Origin of the sequence: Nocardioides caeni (genome assembly GCF_004912195.1) — a bacterium.
In the GTDB taxonomy this organism is placed as follows: domain Bacteria; phylum Actinomycetota; class Actinomycetes; order Propionibacteriales; family Nocardioidaceae; genus Nocardioides; species Nocardioides caeni.
In genome coordinates, this window is the sequence record NZ_STGW01000001.1 from 605,894 (window position 1) to 625,683 (window position 19,790).

A 19,790-nucleotide genomic window follows, 5' to 3' on the forward strand; every position below is an offset into this window, starting at 1 on the left:
GGCCGGCGGCGATGCCGAGTTCGCCGGATCCCTTGCCGTGCGCCCGGCGCCCGGGCGTACGCTGTGCCTGTTCCGGACCGCCCGCCGTCGCGCGGTCCCCCGGGTGCTGGGGAAGGCAGGCGCTGCGATGAGTCGCTACTCGCTGACCACGAGGACGGCCACGCGCGAGGACGCTCCGCTGCTGGCGGAGCTGTGGTCCGACGCGGTGCGCAAGGCGGACCGCGCCGAGCAGGTCGCCGACATCGAGCTGGTGGTCAAGTCCGCGGTGGCCTCGCCCGAGCAGCGCGTCGTCGTCGTCGACTACGACGGCCAGGTCGCCGGGGCGGTCCTGCTGCGGATCACGACCCTCTCGCCCCTCAACCTCGAGCCCTGCGTGCAGTCGATCCACCCCCGGGTGCTCGACCAGTTCCGTCGGCGTGGCGTCGGCCGGGCGCTGATGGAGGCCGCGACGACCTTTGCGGAGGAGAACGGCATCCTCCACGTCGTCACGGCCGTCCCGCACTCCTCGCGCGACGCCAACCGCTTCATGGCCCGACTCGGCCTCGCGCCCGTCGTGATGTATCGGGTCGCGCCGACGGCCCTGGTGCGCAACCGCCTCTCGCCGCAGCGCACGGGCCTGGGCGCCGAGACCAGCCGCAGCCGGGTGCTCGCCGCGCGGCGCTCAGCCCTTCGGCGACGGGTCCCGCTCGAGGATCGCGCAACTGAGGCGTGAGGTGCACACCCGGCGGCCCTGCTCGTCGGTGATCTCGATCTGGAAGCTCGCCATCGTCCGACCCACGTGGATCGGCGTGGCCACGCCGGTGACCGTGCCGCTGGTCGCCGAGCGGTGATGGGTCGCGTTGATCTCCGTGCCGACGGCGAAGCGGCCCTCGCCCGCGTTGACGGCAGCGGCGACCGAGCCGAGGGTCTCGGCCAGCACGACCGATGCGCCGCCGTGGAGCAGCCCGTAGGGCTGGGTGTTGCCCTCGACCGGCATCGTCGCCACGACCCGCTCGGGGCTGACCTCCACCAGCTCCACGCCCATCTTCTCGTTGAGCGCGCCCATGTTGGAGCGGACGAAGTCGGCGATCTCGGCAATCTGGTCGGGCTGGTCGGGCGTCGTCATGCTGCGACGATAGCGAGGCCCGGTACGCCCGGCGCAGGCACTCCGGCGGGTCGCGCTGTCGGTGGACCTCGATAGAGTCGGCGGGTGCCACGACTGCTGCTGCTCGACGGACACTCCCTGGCCTACCGCGCGTTCTTCGCGCTGCCGGTCGAGAACTTCTCGACCGCGACGGGTCAGAACACGAACGCCGTCTACGGGTTCACCTCGATGCTGGTCAACGTGCTCCGCGACGAGCAGCCGACCCACGTGGCGGTCGCCTTTGACGTGTCCCGGCAGACCTTCCGGTCCGAGGAGTACGCCGACTACAAGGCCAAGCGCAACAAGACCCCGGACGAGTTCAAGAGCCAGCTCCCGCTCATCGAGCGGATGCTGACCTGCTTCGCCATCCCCTTCCTCAAGGTCGACGGCTACGAGGCCGACGACATCATCGCCACCCTCGTCACCGACGCGCTGGCCGACTCCGACGACACCGAGGTGCTGATCCTCACCGGCGACCGCGACTCGCTGCAGCTCGTCACCGACCGCTCGACCGTGCTCTATCCGATGCGTGGCGTCTCCGACCTGGCCCGGATGACACCGGCCGCCGTCGAGGAGAAGTACGGCGTGCCGCCGCACCGCTATCCCGAGCTCGCCGCGATCGTCGGGGAGACGTCCGACAACCTGCCGGGAGTGCCCGGCGTCGGTGCCGGTTTCGCCGCGCGGTGGATCAACACCTACGACGGGCTCGACAACGTCATCGCCCAGGCCGACCAGATCACCGGCAAGAAGGGTGAGGCGTTCCGGGAGCACCTGGGCGACGTGATCCGCAACCGCCGGCTCAACGCACTCGTGCGCGACCTCCCGCTGGGGGTCACGATCGGTGAGCTGGCTCGCTCCGACTGGGACCGGGCCGAGGCGCTGGCGCTGCTCGACGAGCTCGAGATCCGGGGCGAGCTGCGCACCCGCATCCTCGACGTCGTCGCACCCGGCGAGGACGAGCCGGTCGAGGCCGGCGTCGAGCTCGACGGGGTGACGCTCGGCCCCGACGAGGTGGCGGGCTGGCTGGCCGAGACGGGCGCTGACCCGGTCGGGCTGCACGTCGGCGGCACGTGGGGCAGTGGCACGGGCCGCGTCGACGGCCTCGCGGTCGCACTCGCCGACGGCCGTGCGGCCTACGTCGCGGTCGAAGGGCTCTCGCCCGCCGACGACACGGCGCTGGCCGCCTGGCTGGCCGATGCCGCGCGGCCCAAGGTGCTGCACGACGCCAAGGGGCCGTCGCTGGCGGTCGCCGCCCAGGGCTGGCAGCTCGCCGGCGTCGCGGAGGACACCGCGCTCGCCGCCTACCTGGTCGCCCCCGACCAGCGCTCCTATGCCCTCGCCGACCTGACCCTGCGCTATCTCCACCGTGAGCTGGAGCAGTCGGCCGATGACGACCAGGGCATGCTGTTCGACGAGGGTGACACGACCGCGCGCAGCGCGATGGTCGCGGCCCGCGCGGCCCTGGACCTCTCCGTCGAGCTGGCCGACCAGGTCGAGCGTGCGGGTGGGCACCGGCTCCTCACCGACGTGGAGATGCCGCTCGTCCCGGTGCTGGCTGCGATGGAGCAGACGGGCATCGCCGTGGACGTCGACCACCTGGAGTCCCTCGAGAGCCACTTCGGCGAGGAGGTGCGCAAGGAGGCCGACGAGGCCTACGCGGTGATCGGCAAGGAGATCAACCTCGGCTCGCCCAAGCAGCTGCAGGTGGTGCTCTTCGACGAGCTGGGCATGCCCAAGACCAAGCGCACCAAGACCGGCTACACCACCGACGCCGACGCCCTGCAGGGCCTGTTCGCCACGACCGAGCATCCGTTCCTCGCCCACCTGTTGCGCCACCGCGAGGTGATCCGGCTGCGGCAGACGATCGAGGGCCTGCTCAAGACGGTGCAGCCCGACGGCCGGATCCACACCACCTTCCACCAGACCATCGCGGCCACGGGACGCCTCTCCAGCACCGAGCCCAACCTGCAGAACATCCCCGTGCGCACGGAGGAGGGTCGGCGGATCCGTGAGGGCTTCGTCGTCGGCCCGGGCTTCGAGTCGCTGATGACGGCCGACTACAGCCAGATCGAGATGCGGATCATGGCGCACCTGTCCGAGGACGCGCTGCTGATCGAGGCGTTCCGCTCCGGGCGCGACTTCCACGCCGAGACCGCCTCGCGCGTGTTCGACGTCGATCCCGACGCCGTCACGTCGGAGATGCGCGCCAAGATCAAGGCGATGAACTACGGCCTCGCCTACGGCCTGTCGGCCTTCGGGCTCTCCCAGCAGCTCGGCATCACGCCCAGCGAGGCCGGTGGCCTGATGGACGAGTACTTCGAGACCTTCGGCGGCATCCGCAGCTATCTCACCGGCGTCGTCGACGAGGCCCGCCGCACTGGCTTCACCGAGACCATCATGGGGCGGCGGCGCTACCTGCCCGACCTCACCAGCGACAACCGGATGCGCCGTGAGTCCGCGGAGCGGATGGCGCTCAACGCGCCGATCCAGGGCTCGGCAGCCGACCTGATCAAGGTGGCGATGCTGCGGACGGGCGCCGCCATCGAGGCGGCTGGTCTGCGCTCACGCATCCTGCTCCAGGTCCACGACGAGCTCGTGATCGAGGTCGCCGCGGGCGAGCGAGAGGCCCTGGAGGCCCTGGTGCGCACCGAGATGGCGGGCGCGGCCGATCTCACCGTGCCGCTCGACGTCTCGGTCGGCACCGGGCTGAGCTGGCACGAAGCCGCGCACTGAGCCGCCGGTCAGTCTCAGGCGTCCGCCGCCTCGCGGCGGTGCCGCACGAGCTGGAGGGTGAGGAGCACGGCGAGCAGCACCGCGTCGACCACGGCGACCATCGTGGCGAGGGCGGTCGGGTCGCCTGCGGTGGAGCCGGCGCTGATCATCACGACGACGCCGACGGCGACGAGGTACTTCGTCGCCCGGCCGCGGCGGGCGAGGCCTGCATAGACCAGCAGCTGCAGCACCGCCAGCAGCGCGCCGAGGACCGCGAAGAGCCACAGCAGGTCGCGCACCTCGCCGTATTCGTCGCCACCGATGAACACCAGCGCCAGGTCGGCGAGGACGTACGTCGCCACGACGGCCGCGGCGCCGATGCCACCGAGGAAGGTGAGGCCCTTGAGCACGGCGCCGCGACTCTCGCCGTCGGTCGACATCGACGGGAACAGCACCACCACGGCGAACTGCGGCAGGAAGAGCACGGCCTTGGTCACGATCAGCCCGCCGGCATAGAGCCCGGCATCGTGCTCGTCGAGCGCACCGCGGGCCACCACCACATCGAGGTTGGACAGCGCGATGAAGGCGAGCAGCGCGACCGAGCTGGTCAGCGTCTCCTTCATCAGGTCACGTCGCTCGTGCTGCTCGTGGGCGACGGTGACCGGCCGCGGGCGGCGGCGCAGCGTCCACGAGCCGACGGCCACCGGCACCCAGGAGGCGAGCAGGACGGCCAGCATCGCGCTGGTCTCGCTCGGCGACACGATCAGGAACGCCACTCCGAGGGCCACGCGCGGCAGCCCGACGGCGACGTAGACGAGGCTGAGCGGCAACCAGCGCCGCTCGCCCTGCAGCACACCGGCCTGGCCGCCCATCACCGTCACGGGCACGACGCACAGCGCGAGCAGGACGGCGGGAGCGAGGCCGTCGAGGCGCAGCAGGTGCCACACCGCGGGCGCGGCGGCGAGCGCCACGAGACCGAGCAGGCCGGCCGCCCACCAGGTCGTCGTCAGCACGGTCTGCTCGATCGCGGCGACATCACCGGGAGCCGCGGAGATCCGCCGTGCCGCCGTGGCCTGGAGTCCCAGCTGCAGCACCGAGAGGACCATCAGCAGCGCGAGCATCGAGGCGACGGCGCCGTACTGCGCGGGCCCGAGCATGCGGGCGGCGACCATCTGGAAGGCGTAGGTGCCGATGTTCATCACGGCCATCGCGATCGCGATGCCGGCGGTGCTCCGCAGGAGGCGGAGGATTCGTCCTCCGGACGCGGGAGCAGCGATGGTCACGCCCCGATCGTAGGTGGACGCGGTGATCGTCGCGAAGGCGGTCAGTCGTTCTACAGTGACCACCGCCACGCCGGGGAGGGCGCGGCGGCGGGGAGCAGCAGGACAGCAGGGCCGCAGGAGGGGAGGAGGACGGGTGAGCGACAGGACCGAGCGGGTCGAGGGCGCCGGAGGACTGGCCGTCACGCTCTATGCGATGGTCGCCGCGCTCATGCTGCTCCAGCAGCCCGGCCGGACCACCTACGACACCCGCGCCGAGCTCACCGAGCGTCCGGGCGACTTCCTCGCCGGTTCGTTCACGCTCTGGCACCCCGGGACCAACTTCGGCGAGTTCCAGAACCAGGCCTATGGCTACCTCTTCCCGCAGGGCACGTGGTTCTGGCTGAGCGACCTCGTCGGGATGCCGGGCTGGGTCGGTCAGCGGCTGTGGTCGGCGCTCGTGCTGATCCTCGCCTGGGAGGGCGTCCGCCGGGTCGCCCAGGTCGTCGGACTGCGCGACGTGGCGGCCCTGGTCGCCGGCGCCGCCTTCGCGATGTCGCCCCGCCTCCTCGGGACCGTCGGCGTGCAGACCGCCGAGTCGCTGCCGGGGGCCGTCATGCCCTGGCTCGTGCTCCCCGTGCTGCTGCACCTCCGGGGGAGGCTGGGGCCGTGGCGCACCGCGTTGCTGAGCGGCGCCGCCGTCGTGTGCATGGGCGGCGTCAACGCGGTCGAGACCGCCGGGTCGCTCCCGCTCGCCTTCATCCTCGTCGTCTGGGGCGCCCGCAGCGGCCGCACGACGGCCCGCTTCGCGCTCGGGTGGTCCGCGGCGATCGGCGCGGCCTGCCTGTGGTGGGCGCTGCCGCTGCTCGTGCTCGCGCGTCATGCCCCACCGTTCTTCGAGTACGTCGAGAGTGCGCGCGACACCACGGGCCTGATCGGCTGGTCGGAGGCGACCCGGGGCGACTCGTCGTGGCTCGGCTACCTGCTGGCGGGCGACCAACCCTGGTGGCCGGCCGCGTTCCGACTGGCGACCGACCCGTGGCTGATCGCCATCGCCGCACTGGTCGCCGCGGTCGGGCTGGTGGGTCTCGCGACCCTCGCCGACGACCTCCGCAGGCCGCTGATGCTCGCGGCCCTCCTCGGGCTCGGCTGTCTGACGGTCGCCCACGGCGGCGTGGCCGGATCGCCGATCGCCGAGCCCGTGCGGGCCCTGCTGGACGGTCCGCTGCAGATCTTCCGCAACGTCCACAAGATCGATCCCGTCGTCCGTCTCCCGCTGGCGGTCGGCGTCGGTGCCGCGGTCGCGTCCGGCACCGCGTGGCTGCTCGCGCGGGTGCCCCGGCTGGCGCCCGGCGGGCGGTTGCTCGCGCTGGCGCCGCTGGTCCTGGTGCTGGCGCTCGGCCAGCCCTTCCTCGCCGGGAGTGGTCGCACGCCCGGCTGGCAGGACGTGTCCGAGCCGTGGCAGCAGGCGCGCTCCTTCCTCGCCGAGGACGCCGGCGTCGATCTCGACGGTGGGGGCTCCGGACGGGTCCTGGTCGTCCCCGGCACCAGCTTCGCGCTGCAGGAGTGGGGCTGGACGATCGATGAGCCGCTCGCCATCCTCGGCGGGACGCCGATGGTCTCGCGCAGCCAGGTGCCGCTGATCCCGGGAGAGTCGCTGCGCTATCTCTCCGCGCTCGACCAGCTGATCGCCACGGGCCGTGCCACCGCGGCGCTGGGCGAGCAGCTGTCTCGCGCGGGCATCTCCCACGTCGTCCTGCGGCGTGACCTGCTGCCTTCCGAGACCCGTTCGCCCCACCCCGGAGGGACGGCGGTGTCACTCGACCATGCCGGCCTCGTCCGGCTCGCGGGCTTCGGGAGCACTGACGCGGGCGAGGCCCTCGTCGAGATCTTCCGCGTGCCCGGCAGTCTCCTCGGCAGCGGCCAGCGGCTGCGCGCCACCGACGTCGACGACGTCACCACGGTCCGCGGTGCACCGGAGAGCGTGCTCGCGCTCCAGTCCACCGGCCTGATCGGCGCCGACGATCCGACGGTGCTGGAGGGGGAGCCCGGCTGGGACGGCTCCGCCGACGTCGTGACGGACACCGACCAGCGTCGTGAGCGGGCCTTCGGCAACAACGACGAGGGACTGTCGGTGCTGATGGGTGCGGGCGAGGACTACCGCGTCGAGCGGGCGGCCCACGACTATCCCTCCGGGCCCTCGGAGCACCCCGTCGTCGCCGACTACGACGGCGGCGTCTCCGGCGTCTCGGCGTCCAGCTCGCAGGGATACGCCGACAACTACGGTGCCGTCACCGTGCAGGCCGGACCGCAGGCCGCGGTCGACGGCGACGCCGACACCCGCTGGGTCAGCTCCAACGTCGGCGCTGCCGAGGAGCAGTGGCTGCGCATCGACCTCGACGGGCCACGCCCGGTGCGCGAGGTCACGATCACGCCCGTGGCGGACGACCCCCTCGTCGTACCGATCCGGGAGGTGGAGGTCGTCGCCGGCGACCAGCGGGTCCGCGCCGACGTGCCGGCCGACGGCGTCCCCGTCACGGTGCCACTGGACGGGAGCGCGGTCGGCCACGTGGAGGTGCGGATCGCGGAAGCGGCGACCAGCGCCCGCTCGGCACGGGTCGGGTTGCGCGAGGTGCGCGTCGACGACCTCGCGCCCCGCCGGACCTTCCGGCTGCCCGGGACCGCACCGGGGGGCGCATCCTTCGTCTTCGGCACCGTCCCCGGGCGCCGGGCCTGCCGGGTCACCCTCGACATCCCCGACTGCGACGCCGCGCGGATCCGCTCGGCGGAGGAACGCGGCGGGATGGACCGGACGTTCACCGTCGAGGCCGGGCAGACCGTGCGCATCACGGGCCACGTGGTGACCCGCAGCACGCCGGAGGCCGCGCGCCTCCTGACACCGTTCGGGCGGCGGCTGCCGATCGGCGTCTCGTCGTCCTTCGGGCAGGACCCCAAGGTCGCGGGGCGATTCGCCTACGACGGCGAGTCATCGACGGCGTGGGTCTCCGACGGCACCGACCTCTATCCGACCCTGACCTTCCAGTGGCGCGCGCCGCGCACGATCACCGCGATCAGGGTGCCCGTGCTCGGCACGGAGCACGCGCCCGTCGCGGCCGTGGTGACCGGGGACGACGGCGTGGCGCAGCAGGTCGCGCTGACGGGAGACGAGCGCGTCGCGATCGACCCCGTCCGTGCGAGGACCCTGAGCGTGCGCTTCATCAAGTCGCCGCAGAGCGCCCACGTGGTCGTCCGGGAGGTCGAGCTGACCGGCGCCGACGTGACCCAGCCGTTCATCGCCGACGCCCCCGGTGGTGCGGCCTGCGGCTTCGGCCCGGTGCTCCGCATCGCCGACCAGCGGATCACCACGCGGGTCAGCGGCACGATGGCCGACATCGCCAACGGCAGCCCGCTGGAGCTCGAGGCCTGCGACGCCGATGGCGCCGCCGCGCTCGCAATCCTGGCTGCGGGCGAGCACCGGCTCGTGGTCGAGCCGAGCGCCGAGGTCGAGATGCTCGACCTCGCGCTCGTGCCCGTCGACAGGGCCGCCGAGCCGACCGACGGCCGCAGCATCACCGTGGCGCAGTGGTCCAGCAGCCGTCGTACGGCGAGCGTGGGGGCGGGCGGTGAGACGCTGCTGTCGGTGCCGGAGAACTTCAACGCGGGTTGGGTCGCGGAGGCCGACGGACAGCGGCTGGAGGCCGTGCGGGTCGACGGCTGGCAGCAGGGCTGGATCCTCCCTGCGGGCGGTGAGACGGAGGTCAGTCTGCGCTACGCCCCGCAGCGCACCTACGACGTCGTGCTGCCGCTGGGTCTCGCGGTCAGTGGCGGTGTCCTGGTCGCTGGCCTGGTCGCCCTCGTCCTGTTGCTCCTCCGGCGCAGGGAGGACGGGGGAGAGTCACGTCCTGAGCCGCCGTCAACCGGCCCAGTGGCGTTGCCCTGGTGGGCCGCGGCCGCCGCGGCGACGCTGCTCTTGCTCGGTCCGGTCGCGCTCGCCGGGCTCGCCGCCGGAGCGCTCCTCCGACGCACCCCGCTGGTCGTGGGGATCGCCGGCGTCCTGGTGGCCGCCTCCGGAGCGCTGGACGCCTCGTCGAGCGCGCGGGCGGTCGCCGACCTGGCCGATCTCGCAGCGGCGCTCGCCGTCGGCGCCGTCGCCGGGGTGGCGCTGGGCAGGCCGGCCCGCGGGCGTCAGGAGGTCGCCAAATGAGCGGCGCGCGCCCCGGACCGTGGGCGCCGTGGCGTGGCCCCCAGGGTGCGGCCGCCCTCGGGGTGATCGTGACGATGCTGATCAGCCGGTGGATCCTGCTGGCGGGCTCGTGGTTCAACCAGGACGACTTCTATCTGTCCGGTCGCGCCTACGCCGCCGACCTCACCCCGGGCTTCCTGGTCCGCGACACCGCCGGGCACGTCAATCCCCTCCAGCAGCTCAGCTACTGGCTGGTGGCCCACCACGCGCCCTATGACTGGGGACTGGTCGCCGCACTCATCCTGGCGATCCAGGTGGCGACCGTCGTCGTGCTGTGGCTCCTGCTCACCCGTTTGCTGGGAGAGCGGTGGAGCCGGGTCCTCCTGCTCGCGCTCTTCGCCTGGGCGCCGATCACGCTCGCGACGACGCTGTGGTGGAGCGCTGCGATGGGCCTGTGGCCCCACCTGCTGTGCTCCTTCGGTGCGGTCCTGCTGCTGGTCCGCTGGCAGCAGGGCGACGCTCGGGCCTGGCGGGCGACGCTGGCCATTCTCGGCCTCACCGCGATCGGACTGCTCTGGCACGAGCGGGCAGTGCTCATCGTCCCGCTGCTCCTCGGCGTCGCGGTGGCGCTGGCCGACGGGGACGACGGGGACGAGGGGGCGACAGGACTCGCCGCCGGCTGGCGGCGCCTGGTCGCGGCGCTGGTGCGCTTCCGCTGGTTGTGGGTCGGCCAGGCCCTGCTCCTGACCGGCTTCCTGGTGGCCCACGGGCTGCTGACCGACGTCGAGGGCGGCCAGAGCACGCTGCGTCAGAAGGTCGAGGTGACCGGATCGTTCCTGGGCCGCAACGTGGTCCCCGGCTTCTTCGGCGGACCGTGGACCGGTCGGATCGAGGGTGGCGCGGTCGTGCCGTCGACATGGGTGGTCGTCGTGTCGGTGACGTTGGCCGTCGCGGTGGCGGCCCTGTTGCTGCTGCGCGGCGGTCCGGCGCGACGGTGGGGCCTCGCCGTGCTCGTGGGCTACGTCGCCGCTGACCTCGCCCTCCTGCTGTCCGGCCGGGCCGGCTTCGGCTCGATCATCGGGCTCGACCCGCGCTACTCCTCGGACACCATCCATGCTGCCGTGCTCTGTGTCGCGCTGTGCCTGCGCGGTGCCCCTCCCCGGCTCGGACTGCCCGCCGGGTCGCCACGTCGGGGGCGGGCGGCTCTGGTCGGGGGGATGACGGCGCTCGCCGTCGCCTGCTGGTCGGGATCGGCGCTGTTGGTCCCGGCCTTCCAGAACAAGGAGGACCGGGCCTTCGTCGCCAACCTGCGCGCGGCGATGGCAGCCGACCCCACCCAGGTGCTCCTCGACCGTCTGGCGCCGGCGGACGTCGTCCTCCCGCTGGTCGGGGACGACTCGCGACTGTCGCGCATCCTCGCGCCCCTGCCGGAGAGTCTGCGCTTCGACGAGACGTCCTCGCGCCTGCGGCAGGTGCTCGATGACGGCACCTTGCTGCCGGTCGACCTCACCGGCTTCGTCGCCGCCGAGCCGGGGCCCGACGGTGACTGCGGTCATCGGGTCGACACCGGCGCAGTCGACATCGCCTTCCTGCTGCCGCTCGAGGGCCAGGTGCTGCTGCGGGTCTCCTACTTCACCAGCGCCGAGTCCGTCGTGGTGGTCAGCTCGGGGGAGTGGTCGACCCGCTTCCTCGCCCGACGGGGTCCGCAGCAGGTGTGGCTGGTCCTGCCCGACCTGCCGGGACCGGTCGAGGACGTCCGGCTCGAGGGGAGCGGCCCGGACGCGGTGTGCGTCACCGCCCTCGACGCCGGGTTGCCGGAGGCGCCATGATCCGGCCGGGACCTCGAGCGAGCGCAGACCTGGCGGTCTCCGTGGCCGTGGCCGTCGCGATCTGCGGGCCGTTGCTGCTCGGCAGTGGCTTCTGGCTGGTGGGCGACATGGTCTTCGTGCCGCACCAGCCCTGGAAGGCCGCCTGGCTCGGGCTCGACGGCGCCCTGCCGAGGGCGGTGCCGATGGACGCGCTGGTCTCGCTCGTCAGCCTCGTGCTCCCCGGGACCCTGGTGCAGAAGCTGCTGCTGCTCGGCGGCTTCCTCGCGGGCGGCCTCGGGATCGCCCGGCTGGTCGGCGACCAGGCCTGGTACGCGCGCGCAGCCGCGATCACGCTCTTCTGCTGGAACCCGTGGGTCCACGAGCGGCTCCTCATCGGACAGTGGGCGATCCTGCTCGGCTACCTGCTCCTGCCGTGGGTCGCGGCCGGCGCGATCCGGCTCCGGAAGGAGCCCCGCGACTGGAGCCGGGCCGGCCTGGCCCTGGGCCTTTCGGCCGTGTGCAGCCCTTCCAGTGGCGTGATGGCGGCCGTCGTGGTCCTCGTGCTCGGCGCGCGTCGTACGCCGGGCACGTGGTGGCGTCCGGCACTGCTCGCTGTCGTCGCCAACCTGACCTGGCTGGTGCCCGCACTCACCGTGGAGACCGTCCGGGTCTCCACCGACGGCGTGTTCGCGGGCTTCGCGGCGCGCGCAGAGTCCGGCGCCGGTGCGGTGGCGAGTGTCCTGTCGATGGGCGGGATCTGGAAGACCTCCATCCTTCCGGTCGAGCGCGCCAGCACGGCGCTGGTGCTGTTGTCGTGCCTGCTGAGCGCTGCGGCGCTGGCAGGCCTGTGGCTCGCCGAGCCCGCCCGTCACCGCTGGCTGCTGCTCGGCGGCGGATCGGTCCTGGTGGCGCTGGTTCCGACGCTCCCGGGCGGCGCGGCGGCACTCGAGGCCCTCGGCGATGCCGTCCCCGGCATCGCGCTGCTGCGCGACTCGCACCGCTTCCTCGCCCCGCTCGGTCTCGTGCTCGCCGTCGGCGTGGCCCACGCCGTGACCCTGGTCCGCGCGCGGATCGCCCCCGGGACCGGTGCCCTGTGGAGTGCGGTCGCCCTGCTCGTCGTCGCGCCCGTCCTGCTGCTGCCCAGTCTGGCGTGGGGCGCGCTCGGCGAGCTCGACCGCTCGACCTACCCGGACGCCTGGGACGAGGTGGCCGACCGGATCGGCGACGACGAGGCGACCGTCGTCCTGCCCTGGCACGGCTCCTACCGCAGCTATGACTGGAACCACGACCGGGCGGTGCTCGACCCGGCGCCCCGCTATCTGCCCGGCACGGTCCTCGTCGACGACAGGGTGTTCCTCGATGACATCGTCGTCGCCGCAGAGGACCCCCGCGTCCGCGCCGTCGACGACGCCCTGGCGGCCGGTGATCCGGGGACGGTCGCGCAGCACCTGCGCGACCTGGGCGTGCGCTGGGTGCTCGTCGAGCAGGGGGTGTCCGACGTGCCCGCTCCCCGCGGCGAGGTCGCGTACGCCGGGGACGGGCTCGAGCTGCTCGACCTGGCCGTTGCGGACGGGGCGGCCGGCGAGGTGGCCGTTGGGACCAAGGTCCTATGGCCCGACCGGGGGGTGCTGCGGAGCATTTTGGTCACGATTGCGCATCTGCTGGCGATTGTTTTGATTTCGTCCAGCACGGTGTGGATACTTCGAGCCAGTAAGTAACAGGCGTCACACCGCATGATGGACATGGGGAGTCACGCTCTGCGCTGGTCTTTGGGAGGGGACCTTCGCATGAATCTCATCATTTCTGCCGTTGTCGGCGGTCTGGTCGCCAGTGCGGTGACCATCGGTGGCATCCAGGCCTACCAGGGCGGCGACCCGAAGCCCGTCAGCCAGGACAAGCTCGTCGAGTACGCGTCCGAGTAGGACCCCCGGTCGGGTCACGCCCTCCTCGTCGGAGGGGTGACCTGGCTTCGTCGTACGTCCCTTGGGAGGGGGACGTCTGAGCAGACGGCTTGGGAGGGTCCGATGCTGCAGATCGTCATTCCGGCGTTCAACGAGGAGGCTCGGCTGCCGCGCACCCTGCGGGAGCTGCGTCGTCACGTCGTCGCCCACCGCGGTGAGCTCGGCCGCGTCGAGGTCCTCGTGGTGGACAACGCCAGCACCGACGGCACCGCCGAGGTTGCGCGCGCCGCCGACTCGACCGCGATGCCGGTGCGCGTCGTGCGCTGCCAACAGCGCGGCAAGGGTGCGGCCGTTCGCGCGGGCCTGCTGGCCAGCGACGCCGCGCTGGTGTGCTTCATGGACGCCGACGGCGCGACCGCCTTCGACGCCCTCGAGCGTTCGTGGGCGCGGGTGATGGGCGGCGCCGACGTCGTCATCGCCTCGCGCGGGCTCGCGGAGAGCACCACCACGGCCCGTCACTGCAAGACGCGCTCGCGCGGCGCTGCCGCCTACCGGCGCCTGGCCCACCGGATGCTGCCGGGGATCAGCGACACGCAGTGCGGGTTCAAGCTCTTCCGGGGCGACCTGGTCCGCTCGGTCGTCGCCGACCTGCGGACGGCCGGCTTCTCCTTCGACGTCGAGCTCCTCGTCCTGCTGCAGGCCGCGGGCGCACGGATCGAGGAGCTGCCGGTGACCTGGGTCGACGTCCCGGGGTCCACCTTCGTCCCGGCCCGCCACGGCGCCAGCGCCTTCGCCGAGCTGGGCCGCATCGCGTGGCGCAACCGCCGCTCGACCGTCTCGGGCAAGGTCGCCGCCGGGCTGCGCGCGCCGCTGCCCGCTCCGGCTGCGCTGCCCGCCGCGGTGGTGCTGCCCTTCATCGTCGCCGCGACGGCCGACCTGCACGACCGGGGGCGGCGGTGACACGAGCACCGGACGCGGACCTGGGTGGACGACGCGTCGTCGTCGTCAACTGGCGCGACCTCGACCACTCGCTCGCCGGGGGCGCGGAGATCTATGCCTGGCAGCTGGCCCGTGGCCTGAGGGACGCCGGCGCACAGGTCGACTTCGTGACGGCCCGCGACGAGGGACAGCCGGCGCGCGAGGTGCGCGACGGCATCACGATCCAGCGAGGTGGGGGGCGCCTGGGCTTCTACCTCTTCGCCCTGGTCTGGCTGCTGCGTCACCGCAGGCAGGTCGACGCGGTCGTGGACCCGGCCTGCGGACTGCCGTCCTTCTCGCCGCTGGTGCTGCGCCGCCGCACACCGGCCGTGCTGATCGTGCACCACGTCCACCAGGCGCAGTTCGGCGTGCACTTCCCGGCGCCGGCCGCGGCGCTCGGGCGCTGGTTGGAGCGGGTGGCGATGCGCCGGGTCTATCGCCGCCACACCACCCTCGCGGTCTCGGCATCGACGGCCGCGGAGATGCGGAGCCAGCTGGGCTGGACCGGAGAGATCGGTCTGCTGCCCAACGGCGCCGACCTGCCGTCGTACGACGCCCGGCGGGCCGCCGACAAGGACGCCGACCGCATCGTCGTGCTCGGTCGCCTGGTGACCCACAAGCGCGTCGACCTCGTCCTCGAGGCCATCGCTGGGGCCGGTTCCCGGGCCACCCTCGCCGGCCGTGACCTCCACGTCGACGTGATCGGCCAAGGTCCCGAGCGGGACCGGCTCGTCGCGCGTGCCGCGGAGCTCGGTCTCGCCGACCGGGTCACGTTCCACGGCTTCCTGCCGGCCGCTGACAAGGACGAGCTGCTCGCCCGGGCCGCGCTGCACGTGTGCGGCTCGGATGCCGAGGGCTGGGGACAGGCGGTCATCGACGCCGCCGGTTGGGGCGTCCCGACGCTGGCCCGCGACGTCCCCGGGCTGCGCGACTCCATCAAGCAGGGGGAGAGCGGCTGGCTCGTGCCGGACACCGACGGCGAGGCATTGATCGTGTCCCGCCTCGCGGACGGCGTCGAGTCTGCCCTCGCCGATGCCACCGGGCCCGATGCCCGGATCCAGCGCGCCGAGGCCTGCCTGGCCTGGGCGCGGAGGTTCGACTGGGCGCAGACGCGCCTCGCCGCCGCCGACCTGGTGGCACGCAGCCTCACCCCGATCACCACCGGTGCCGCAGAAGCGGTCACCGACCGTCACCACCCACGCGATGCTCGCGTGGCCGTTTGAGAGGTACTCACGCCATGCGCAGCAAGCTCGCCTCGGGAGCCGTCGGACTCGGCGTCTTCCTGATCGTCGCGGCCGTCCTGGTCCGCGCCTACGCCTACCCGTCGCTCGCGAAGGTGCCCGCGGACTACGAGGGCATCACCTACCTCGAGGCCACGGGCGCCCAGGTCTTCAACTCCGACCCGGAGATCCTCGCCACCGAGGTGACCGACCTGAGCATCGCCTCGCGCACCGTCGCCGACACCGGCGCTGACGCGCCGGACGGCACGCCTGTGTGGGTCAACTCGGCCACCGTGACGCGTGCCGACGGCACCGTCTTCCAGCAGTCGCGCGAGCGCGTCGCCTTCGACGCGGGCACGGGTGCCGCCGTCGACTGCGACAGCTGCGAGCCGTGGGTCGAGGTCGCCGACGGCGAGCAGCGGACCACCGACTTCGAGGGCCAGGTCTACAAGTTCCCGTTCGGCACGGAGAAGAAGACCTACCCGGTCTGGGACGGCACGACCGGTCGCGCGGTCGACGCCACGTTCGAGGGCGAGGAGCAGATCGACGGCCTGACGGTCTACAAGTTCGTCCAGCGCATCGACCCCGAGGTCGTCGAGCTCCGCGACGTCCCCGGCTCGGTGTTCGGCTCGACCGAGCCGACCGTCGAGGCCGAGATGTGGTACGAGATGACCCGCACCTTCTACATCGAGCCGGAAACCGGGTCGCCGGTGAACCGCGTCGAGGACCGGGTCCAGGAGCTGCGCTACGACGGCGTCTCGGTGTCGGCCTTCACCGGCACCGTGCAGTACACCGACGACCAGGTGGCCGACCTCGTCGCCGACGCCAAGAGCAACGCCCGGATGCTCGCCGGGATGCAGCTGCTGTTCCCGGTCCTGATCGGCCTGCTGGGCGCGATCCTGCTGGCCGCCGGCCTGTTCCTCGGACGTTCGTCCGGGCGTGAGCGCCAGCAGCCGCGGAACGAGAAGGAGCTGGCCGGCGTCTGACGCTGGTCCCCGAACTCCTCTCAGAGGAGGGAGATGACGGCCTCGAGCAGCTGCTCGAGGCCGTCGTCGTTCCACTGCGCGGCACGGGCCCGCAGCGTCACGACGGTGCGGCCGCCGTGGCCGACGGCGCCGAGGGAGAGCCCGGTCCCGCCGGCCGTGACGGGGTGGAACGCGAGGCCCCTCACCCGGGGTGCGCTCACCTCACCGAGGTGCGAGACCAGCAACGTCGAGCCCAGGCGCGAGGAGAGCAGCCGCATCCCCGTCGTGGCCGCCCGGCCGAGGAGTGCGGCACCAGGCCCACCCGCACCCGGCGTCGGAGGGGTCTGCAGCGGCGCGGTCCGCAGCGCCTGCTCGATCCCGGCCCGGTCGAGCCGCTCGACGTCGCGCAGGCGCAGCAGGGCGCTGCGGTCCCGGATGACCGGGTCGTCGGGGAGTGGGTCGCGGGTCGCGCCGATCGCGATCGCGACGTGACGGGCCGGCTCGCGGGCCACGACGGCGCGGGTCGCGGCATGGACCAGGTCCGCCGTACGGAAGGAGCCGGGGCGCGTCTGCTCCACCATGACGTCGCCTCCGGCGTGTGAGTCGACGGCCGGCTCGAGGCGCAGCCCGGCCGGGGGAGCGAGGGCGGCCTCGCGCAGGCGGCGGGCGATCGTCCGCGCGGTCCCCGCGTCGGGCGCCCGGTCCCCGACGCCGCGGGCCGAGCTCGTCACGGGACCTGCGCCGAGGGCCTCCACCACCCGCAGCAGCCCCAGGCCGTCGACGGCGGAGTGGTGAGCCGAGACGACCAGGTCGCCGCCCGCTCGGCCGATCACCACCTGCGCGGGCTGGGCCGTGGCCAGCCGTCGCCGTAGTCCGGCCGGATCACCGGCGACGACGAGCGGTGGTGGCGTCACCCACCCCTGGTCGCGGGCCAGCGCCTCGAGAGAGGCGTCGAGCGCACCGTCCGGTGCGAGCGCCGGGACGGTCGCGGTGAGCAGGATCCTCCACGGGATCCCCGGATCGGCCACCCACCGGGGCGACCCGTCCGGGAGCGGGCGCTCGCTCACGCCTTGTGGGCGAGGGCCACGAGGCTCACTCCGGGGAGCCTCTTCAGCGGCAGGACCCGCTCCATGCCGACGGCGGCGCGGAGCCCGGCGTTGAGGACCGGGTGGACCGCCTCCATCTCGCTCTCCGACTCCTGCCGCTTCTTGCGGCGGGCGCGGACCACGGGGCGCAGCAGGACGTTCCACGACCAGAGGTCGTCGAGGACCAGCCCGGCGCCCTCGATCCGCGCCGCGAGCTCGTCCCTCTCATAGCGCCGCACATGGCCCAACGCCACGTCGTGGCCGCTCCACAGCGCCATGCTCGCGGGTACGGCGACCAGCAGTCGTCCTCCGGGACGCAGCACCCGGGCGCTCTCACGGGCCACGGACACGTCGTCGTCGATGTGCTCCCAGGCGTCGGTCGACATGACCAGGTCGACCGAGGAGTCGGCGACCGGCAGCACGCGGCCGTCGCCGCGCACGACGGGGATGCCGCGGGAGGAGGCGATCTCGCAGCCGACCGCGGTGTACTCGACCCCGACCGCCTGCCAACCGAGCTCGCGCAGCACGGCCGTGTTGCCGCCCATGCCGCAGCCGACGTCGATGGCCCGACCGGCCGGCCACGGCCCGACGGTGCGCCGGACCAGGGCTCGCCGCGCGGCGTACCACCAGTGACGACGCTCCAGCGCCGCCGACTTCTCGATCTCCTCCGCATCCACGGGATCAGCCTAGAAGTCGACGGCGCTGGACCAACGATCGCGTCGTCAGTACAGGTAGCGCGTCGGGTCGGTCCGGTTGCGGATCTCCCGGCCGTCGGGCGCGCCACCCCAGTCGGTGTCGGCGTTGGTCGGGTCCGACTTGGCGCGACCGAACTTGCGGTTCGCGCTGCCGGTGACCTCGACGCGGTCGCTCAGGCCGTCGCGGTCGGTGTCCCGACGGGTCGGGTCGCTGCGACGGAGCCCGATGACGTAGCGACCCCCGAGTGCCTTCGAGCGGACCGCCACCTGGCGCAGGTTGGTGCCCTTGACCTCGCGGAAGTCCGTGAGGCCGTCACCGTCGGTGTCCTTGACACAGGGGTTGGTCTTCACGAGACCGATCTGCCTGCCGTTGCGGGGACGACCGGCGACATAGGTCACCAGCTGACGGATCTGGCTGCCGACGACCTCGCGAGCGTCCTTGAGCCCGTCGGCGTCGGTGTCGGCCCGCAGCGGGTTGGTCGCGCAGTAGCGGTTGTTGTCGCCCGCCACCTCGGCGCCGTCGCGGATGCCGTCACCATCGGTGTCCGGGTTGTCCGGGTCCGTGCCGATCTCCTCCTCCTCGGCGTCGGTGAGGCCGTCGCCGTCGGAGTCCTCGTCGGCCGGGGTGGGCAGGTCGTCGGCCGGGTTGTCGACCGGGTCGGTGCCGTTGTCGACCTCGGCGCCGTCGGTCACGCCGCCGTCGTCGGTGTCGGGGTCGAGCGGGTCGGTGTCGTAGGTGTTGACCTCGGCGCCGTCGGAGAGCCCGTCCTTGTCGGTGTCGGGGTCGTCGGGGTCGGTGCCCAGCTCGGTCTCCTCGGCGTCGGTCAGACCGTCGCCGTCGCTGTCACCGGTCGCCTCGAGGTCGTCCTCCGGGTCGTCCTTGGGGTTCGTCCCGTTCTTGACCTCGGTGCCGTCGTTGACGCCGCCGTCGTCGGTGTCGGGGTCGAGCGGGCCGGTGTCGTGGGTGTTGACCTCGGCGCCGTCGGAGAGCCCGTCGTCGTCGCTGTCGGGGTCCGTCGGGCTGGTGCCGTGGGTCGCCTCGTCCTCGTCGGAGAGGCCGTCACCGTCGGTGTCGGTGCTCGGCAGGTCGTCGGCCGGGTCGTCGACGGGGTTGGTGCCGTTGCTGCTCTCGGCGCCGTCGGTCACGCCACCGTCGTCGGTGTCGGGGTCGAGCGGGTCGGTGGCGTGCTCGTTGACCTCGGCGCCGTCGGTGAGGCCGTCGTTGTCGGTGTCGGCGTCGTCGGGGTCGGTGCCGAGCTCGGCCTCCTCGTCGTTGGTGAGGCCGTCACCGTCGCGGTCGTCGTTCGGGATGTCGTCGGACGGGTCGTCGACGGGGTTGGTGCCGTTGCTGATCTCGGCGCCGTCGGTCACGCCACCGTCGTCGGTGTCGGGGTCGAGCGGGTCGGTGTCGTGGTCGTTGACCTCGGCGCCGTCGGTGAGGCCGTCGTTGTCGGTGTCGGCGTCGTCGGGGTCGGTGCCCAGGTCGGCCTCCTCCTCGTCGGTCAGACCGTCACCGTCGCTGTCGCCGGTGGCCTCCACGTCGTCGGCCGGGTTGTCCACGGGGTTGGTGCCGTTGCCGACCTCGGTGCCGTCGTTGACGCAGACGTCGTCGGTGTCCGGGTCGAGCGGGTTGGTGCCGTGCTCATTGACGTCGTCGCCGTCGCTGAGGCCGTCGTTGTCGGTGACGGCGGCGTCGGGGTCGGTGCCGAGCTCGTTGACCTCGGCGCCGTCGTTGACGCCGCCGTCGTCGGTGTCCGGGTCGAGCGGGTTGGTGCCGTGCGTGTTGACCTCAGCGCCGTCGGTCAACCCGTCGTCGTCGGAGTCGGCGTCCTCAGGATCGGTGCCCAGGTCGGCCTCCTCG

General features: G+C 73.0%; 13 protein-coding genes and 1 pseudogene. 9 read left to right on the forward strand and 5 right to left on the reverse strand.

What is annotated here, in order from left to right:
* The first annotated feature begins 127 nt into the window (after positions 1-127).
* Entirely contained in the window at positions 128-712 is a 585-nt protein-coding gene (locus E9934_RS02990) for a GNAT family N-acetyltransferase (RefSeq protein WP_136561305.1), read from the forward strand.
* Here E9934_RS02990 and E9934_RS02995 read toward each other — a convergent pair.
* Positions 662-1,105, reverse strand: a complete 444-nt coding sequence (locus tag E9934_RS02995) for a hotdog fold thioesterase (RefSeq protein WP_193556860.1) — start codon at positions 1,103-1,105, stop codon at positions 662-664. The genes E9934_RS02990 and E9934_RS02995 overlap by 51 nt on opposite strands.
* A gap of 84 nt (positions 1,106-1,189) precedes the next feature.
* Here E9934_RS02995 and polA point away from each other — a divergent pair, with 84 nt between their 5' ends.
* Positions 1,190-3,856, forward strand: a complete 2,667-nt coding sequence (gene polA, locus E9934_RS03000) for a DNA polymerase I (protein ID WP_136561306.1) — start codon at positions 1,190-1,192, stop codon at positions 3,854-3,856.
* A 14-nt stretch (positions 3,857-3,870) separates the two neighbouring features.
* Here the strand turns inward: polA and E9934_RS03005 are convergent, their stop codons facing one another.
* On the reverse strand, positions 3,871-5,118 hold the full coding sequence (locus tag E9934_RS03005) for a lipopolysaccharide biosynthesis protein (protein ID WP_136561307.1): 1,248 nt from the start codon (positions 5,116-5,118) through the stop codon (positions 3,871-3,873).
* 133 nt (positions 5,119-5,251) lie between these two features.
* On the opposite strand from E9934_RS03005, the gene E9934_RS03010 reads away from it, so the two are divergent.
* The 7 genes from E9934_RS03010 to pgfA all read left to right on the forward strand — a co-directional run bounded on the left by E9934_RS03010 (position 5,252) and on the right by pgfA (position 16,170).
* Positions 5,252-9,298, forward strand: a complete 4,047-nt coding sequence (locus E9934_RS03010) for an alpha-(1->3)-arabinofuranosyltransferase domain-containing protein (protein WP_136561308.1) — start codon at positions 5,252-5,254, stop codon at positions 9,296-9,298.
* The gene (locus E9934_RS03015) at positions 9,295-11,106 is read left to right on the forward strand and encodes a hypothetical protein (RefSeq protein ID WP_136561309.1); all 1,812 of its coding nucleotides are present in this window, start codon (positions 9,295-9,297) and stop codon (positions 11,104-11,106) included. Before E9934_RS03010 ends, E9934_RS03015 begins: the two co-directional genes overlap by 4 nt.
* Positions 11,107-11,147: 41 nt before the next feature.
* On the forward strand, positions 11,148-12,803 hold the full coding sequence (locus E9934_RS03020) for an MmpA family trehalose lipid delivery protein (protein WP_136561310.1): 1,656 nt from the start codon (positions 11,148-11,150) through the stop codon (positions 12,801-12,803).
* Between the two features lie 69 nt (positions 12,804-12,872).
* On the forward strand, positions 12,873-13,007 hold the full coding sequence (locus tag E9934_RS20415; RefSeq protein ID WP_275106604.1) for a hypothetical protein: 135 nt from the start codon (positions 12,873-12,875) through the stop codon (positions 13,005-13,007).
* A 102-nt stretch (positions 13,008-13,109) separates the two neighbouring features.
* Entirely contained in the window at positions 13,110-13,946 is an 837-nt protein-coding gene (locus E9934_RS03025; protein WP_136561311.1) for a glycosyltransferase, read from the forward strand.
* Positions 13,943-15,187 carry a glycosyltransferase family 4 protein gene (locus tag E9934_RS03030; protein ID WP_158294904.1) on the forward strand — a complete coding sequence of 415 codons (1,245 nt, stop codon included), beginning with the start codon at positions 13,943-13,945 and terminating at the stop codon, positions 15,185-15,187. The genes E9934_RS03025 and E9934_RS03030 overlap by 4 nt, the downstream gene beginning before the upstream one ends.
* Positions 15,188-15,201: 14 nt before the next feature.
* Positions 15,202-16,170: a cell envelope lipid trafficking protein PgfA gene (pgfA, locus tag E9934_RS03035; RefSeq protein ID WP_136561313.1), complete on the forward strand. Its 969-nt coding sequence runs from the start codon at positions 15,202-15,204 to the stop codon at positions 16,168-16,170.
* A gap of 20 nt (positions 16,171-16,190) precedes the next feature.
* On the opposite strand, the gene E9934_RS03040 is transcribed toward pgfA, so the two are convergent.
* From E9934_RS03040 to E9934_RS19475, 3 genes and pseudogenes are all read right to left on the reverse strand, one after another.
* A complete protein-coding gene (locus E9934_RS03040) occupies positions 16,191-17,216 on the reverse strand; it encodes a hypothetical protein (protein ID WP_136561314.1) in 1,026 nt (341 codons plus the stop codon).
* Positions 17,213-17,911 carry a class I SAM-dependent methyltransferase gene (locus tag E9934_RS03045; protein ID WP_136561315.1) on the reverse strand — a complete coding sequence of 233 codons (699 nt, stop codon included), beginning with the start codon at positions 17,909-17,911 and terminating at the stop codon, positions 17,213-17,215. Before E9934_RS03045 ends, E9934_RS03040 begins: the two co-directional genes overlap by 4 nt.
* Before the next feature lie 45 nt (positions 17,912-17,956).
* Positions 17,957-19,790: pseudogene (locus E9934_RS19475) on the reverse strand (binary toxin-like calcium binding domain-containing protein); the annotation flags it as partial.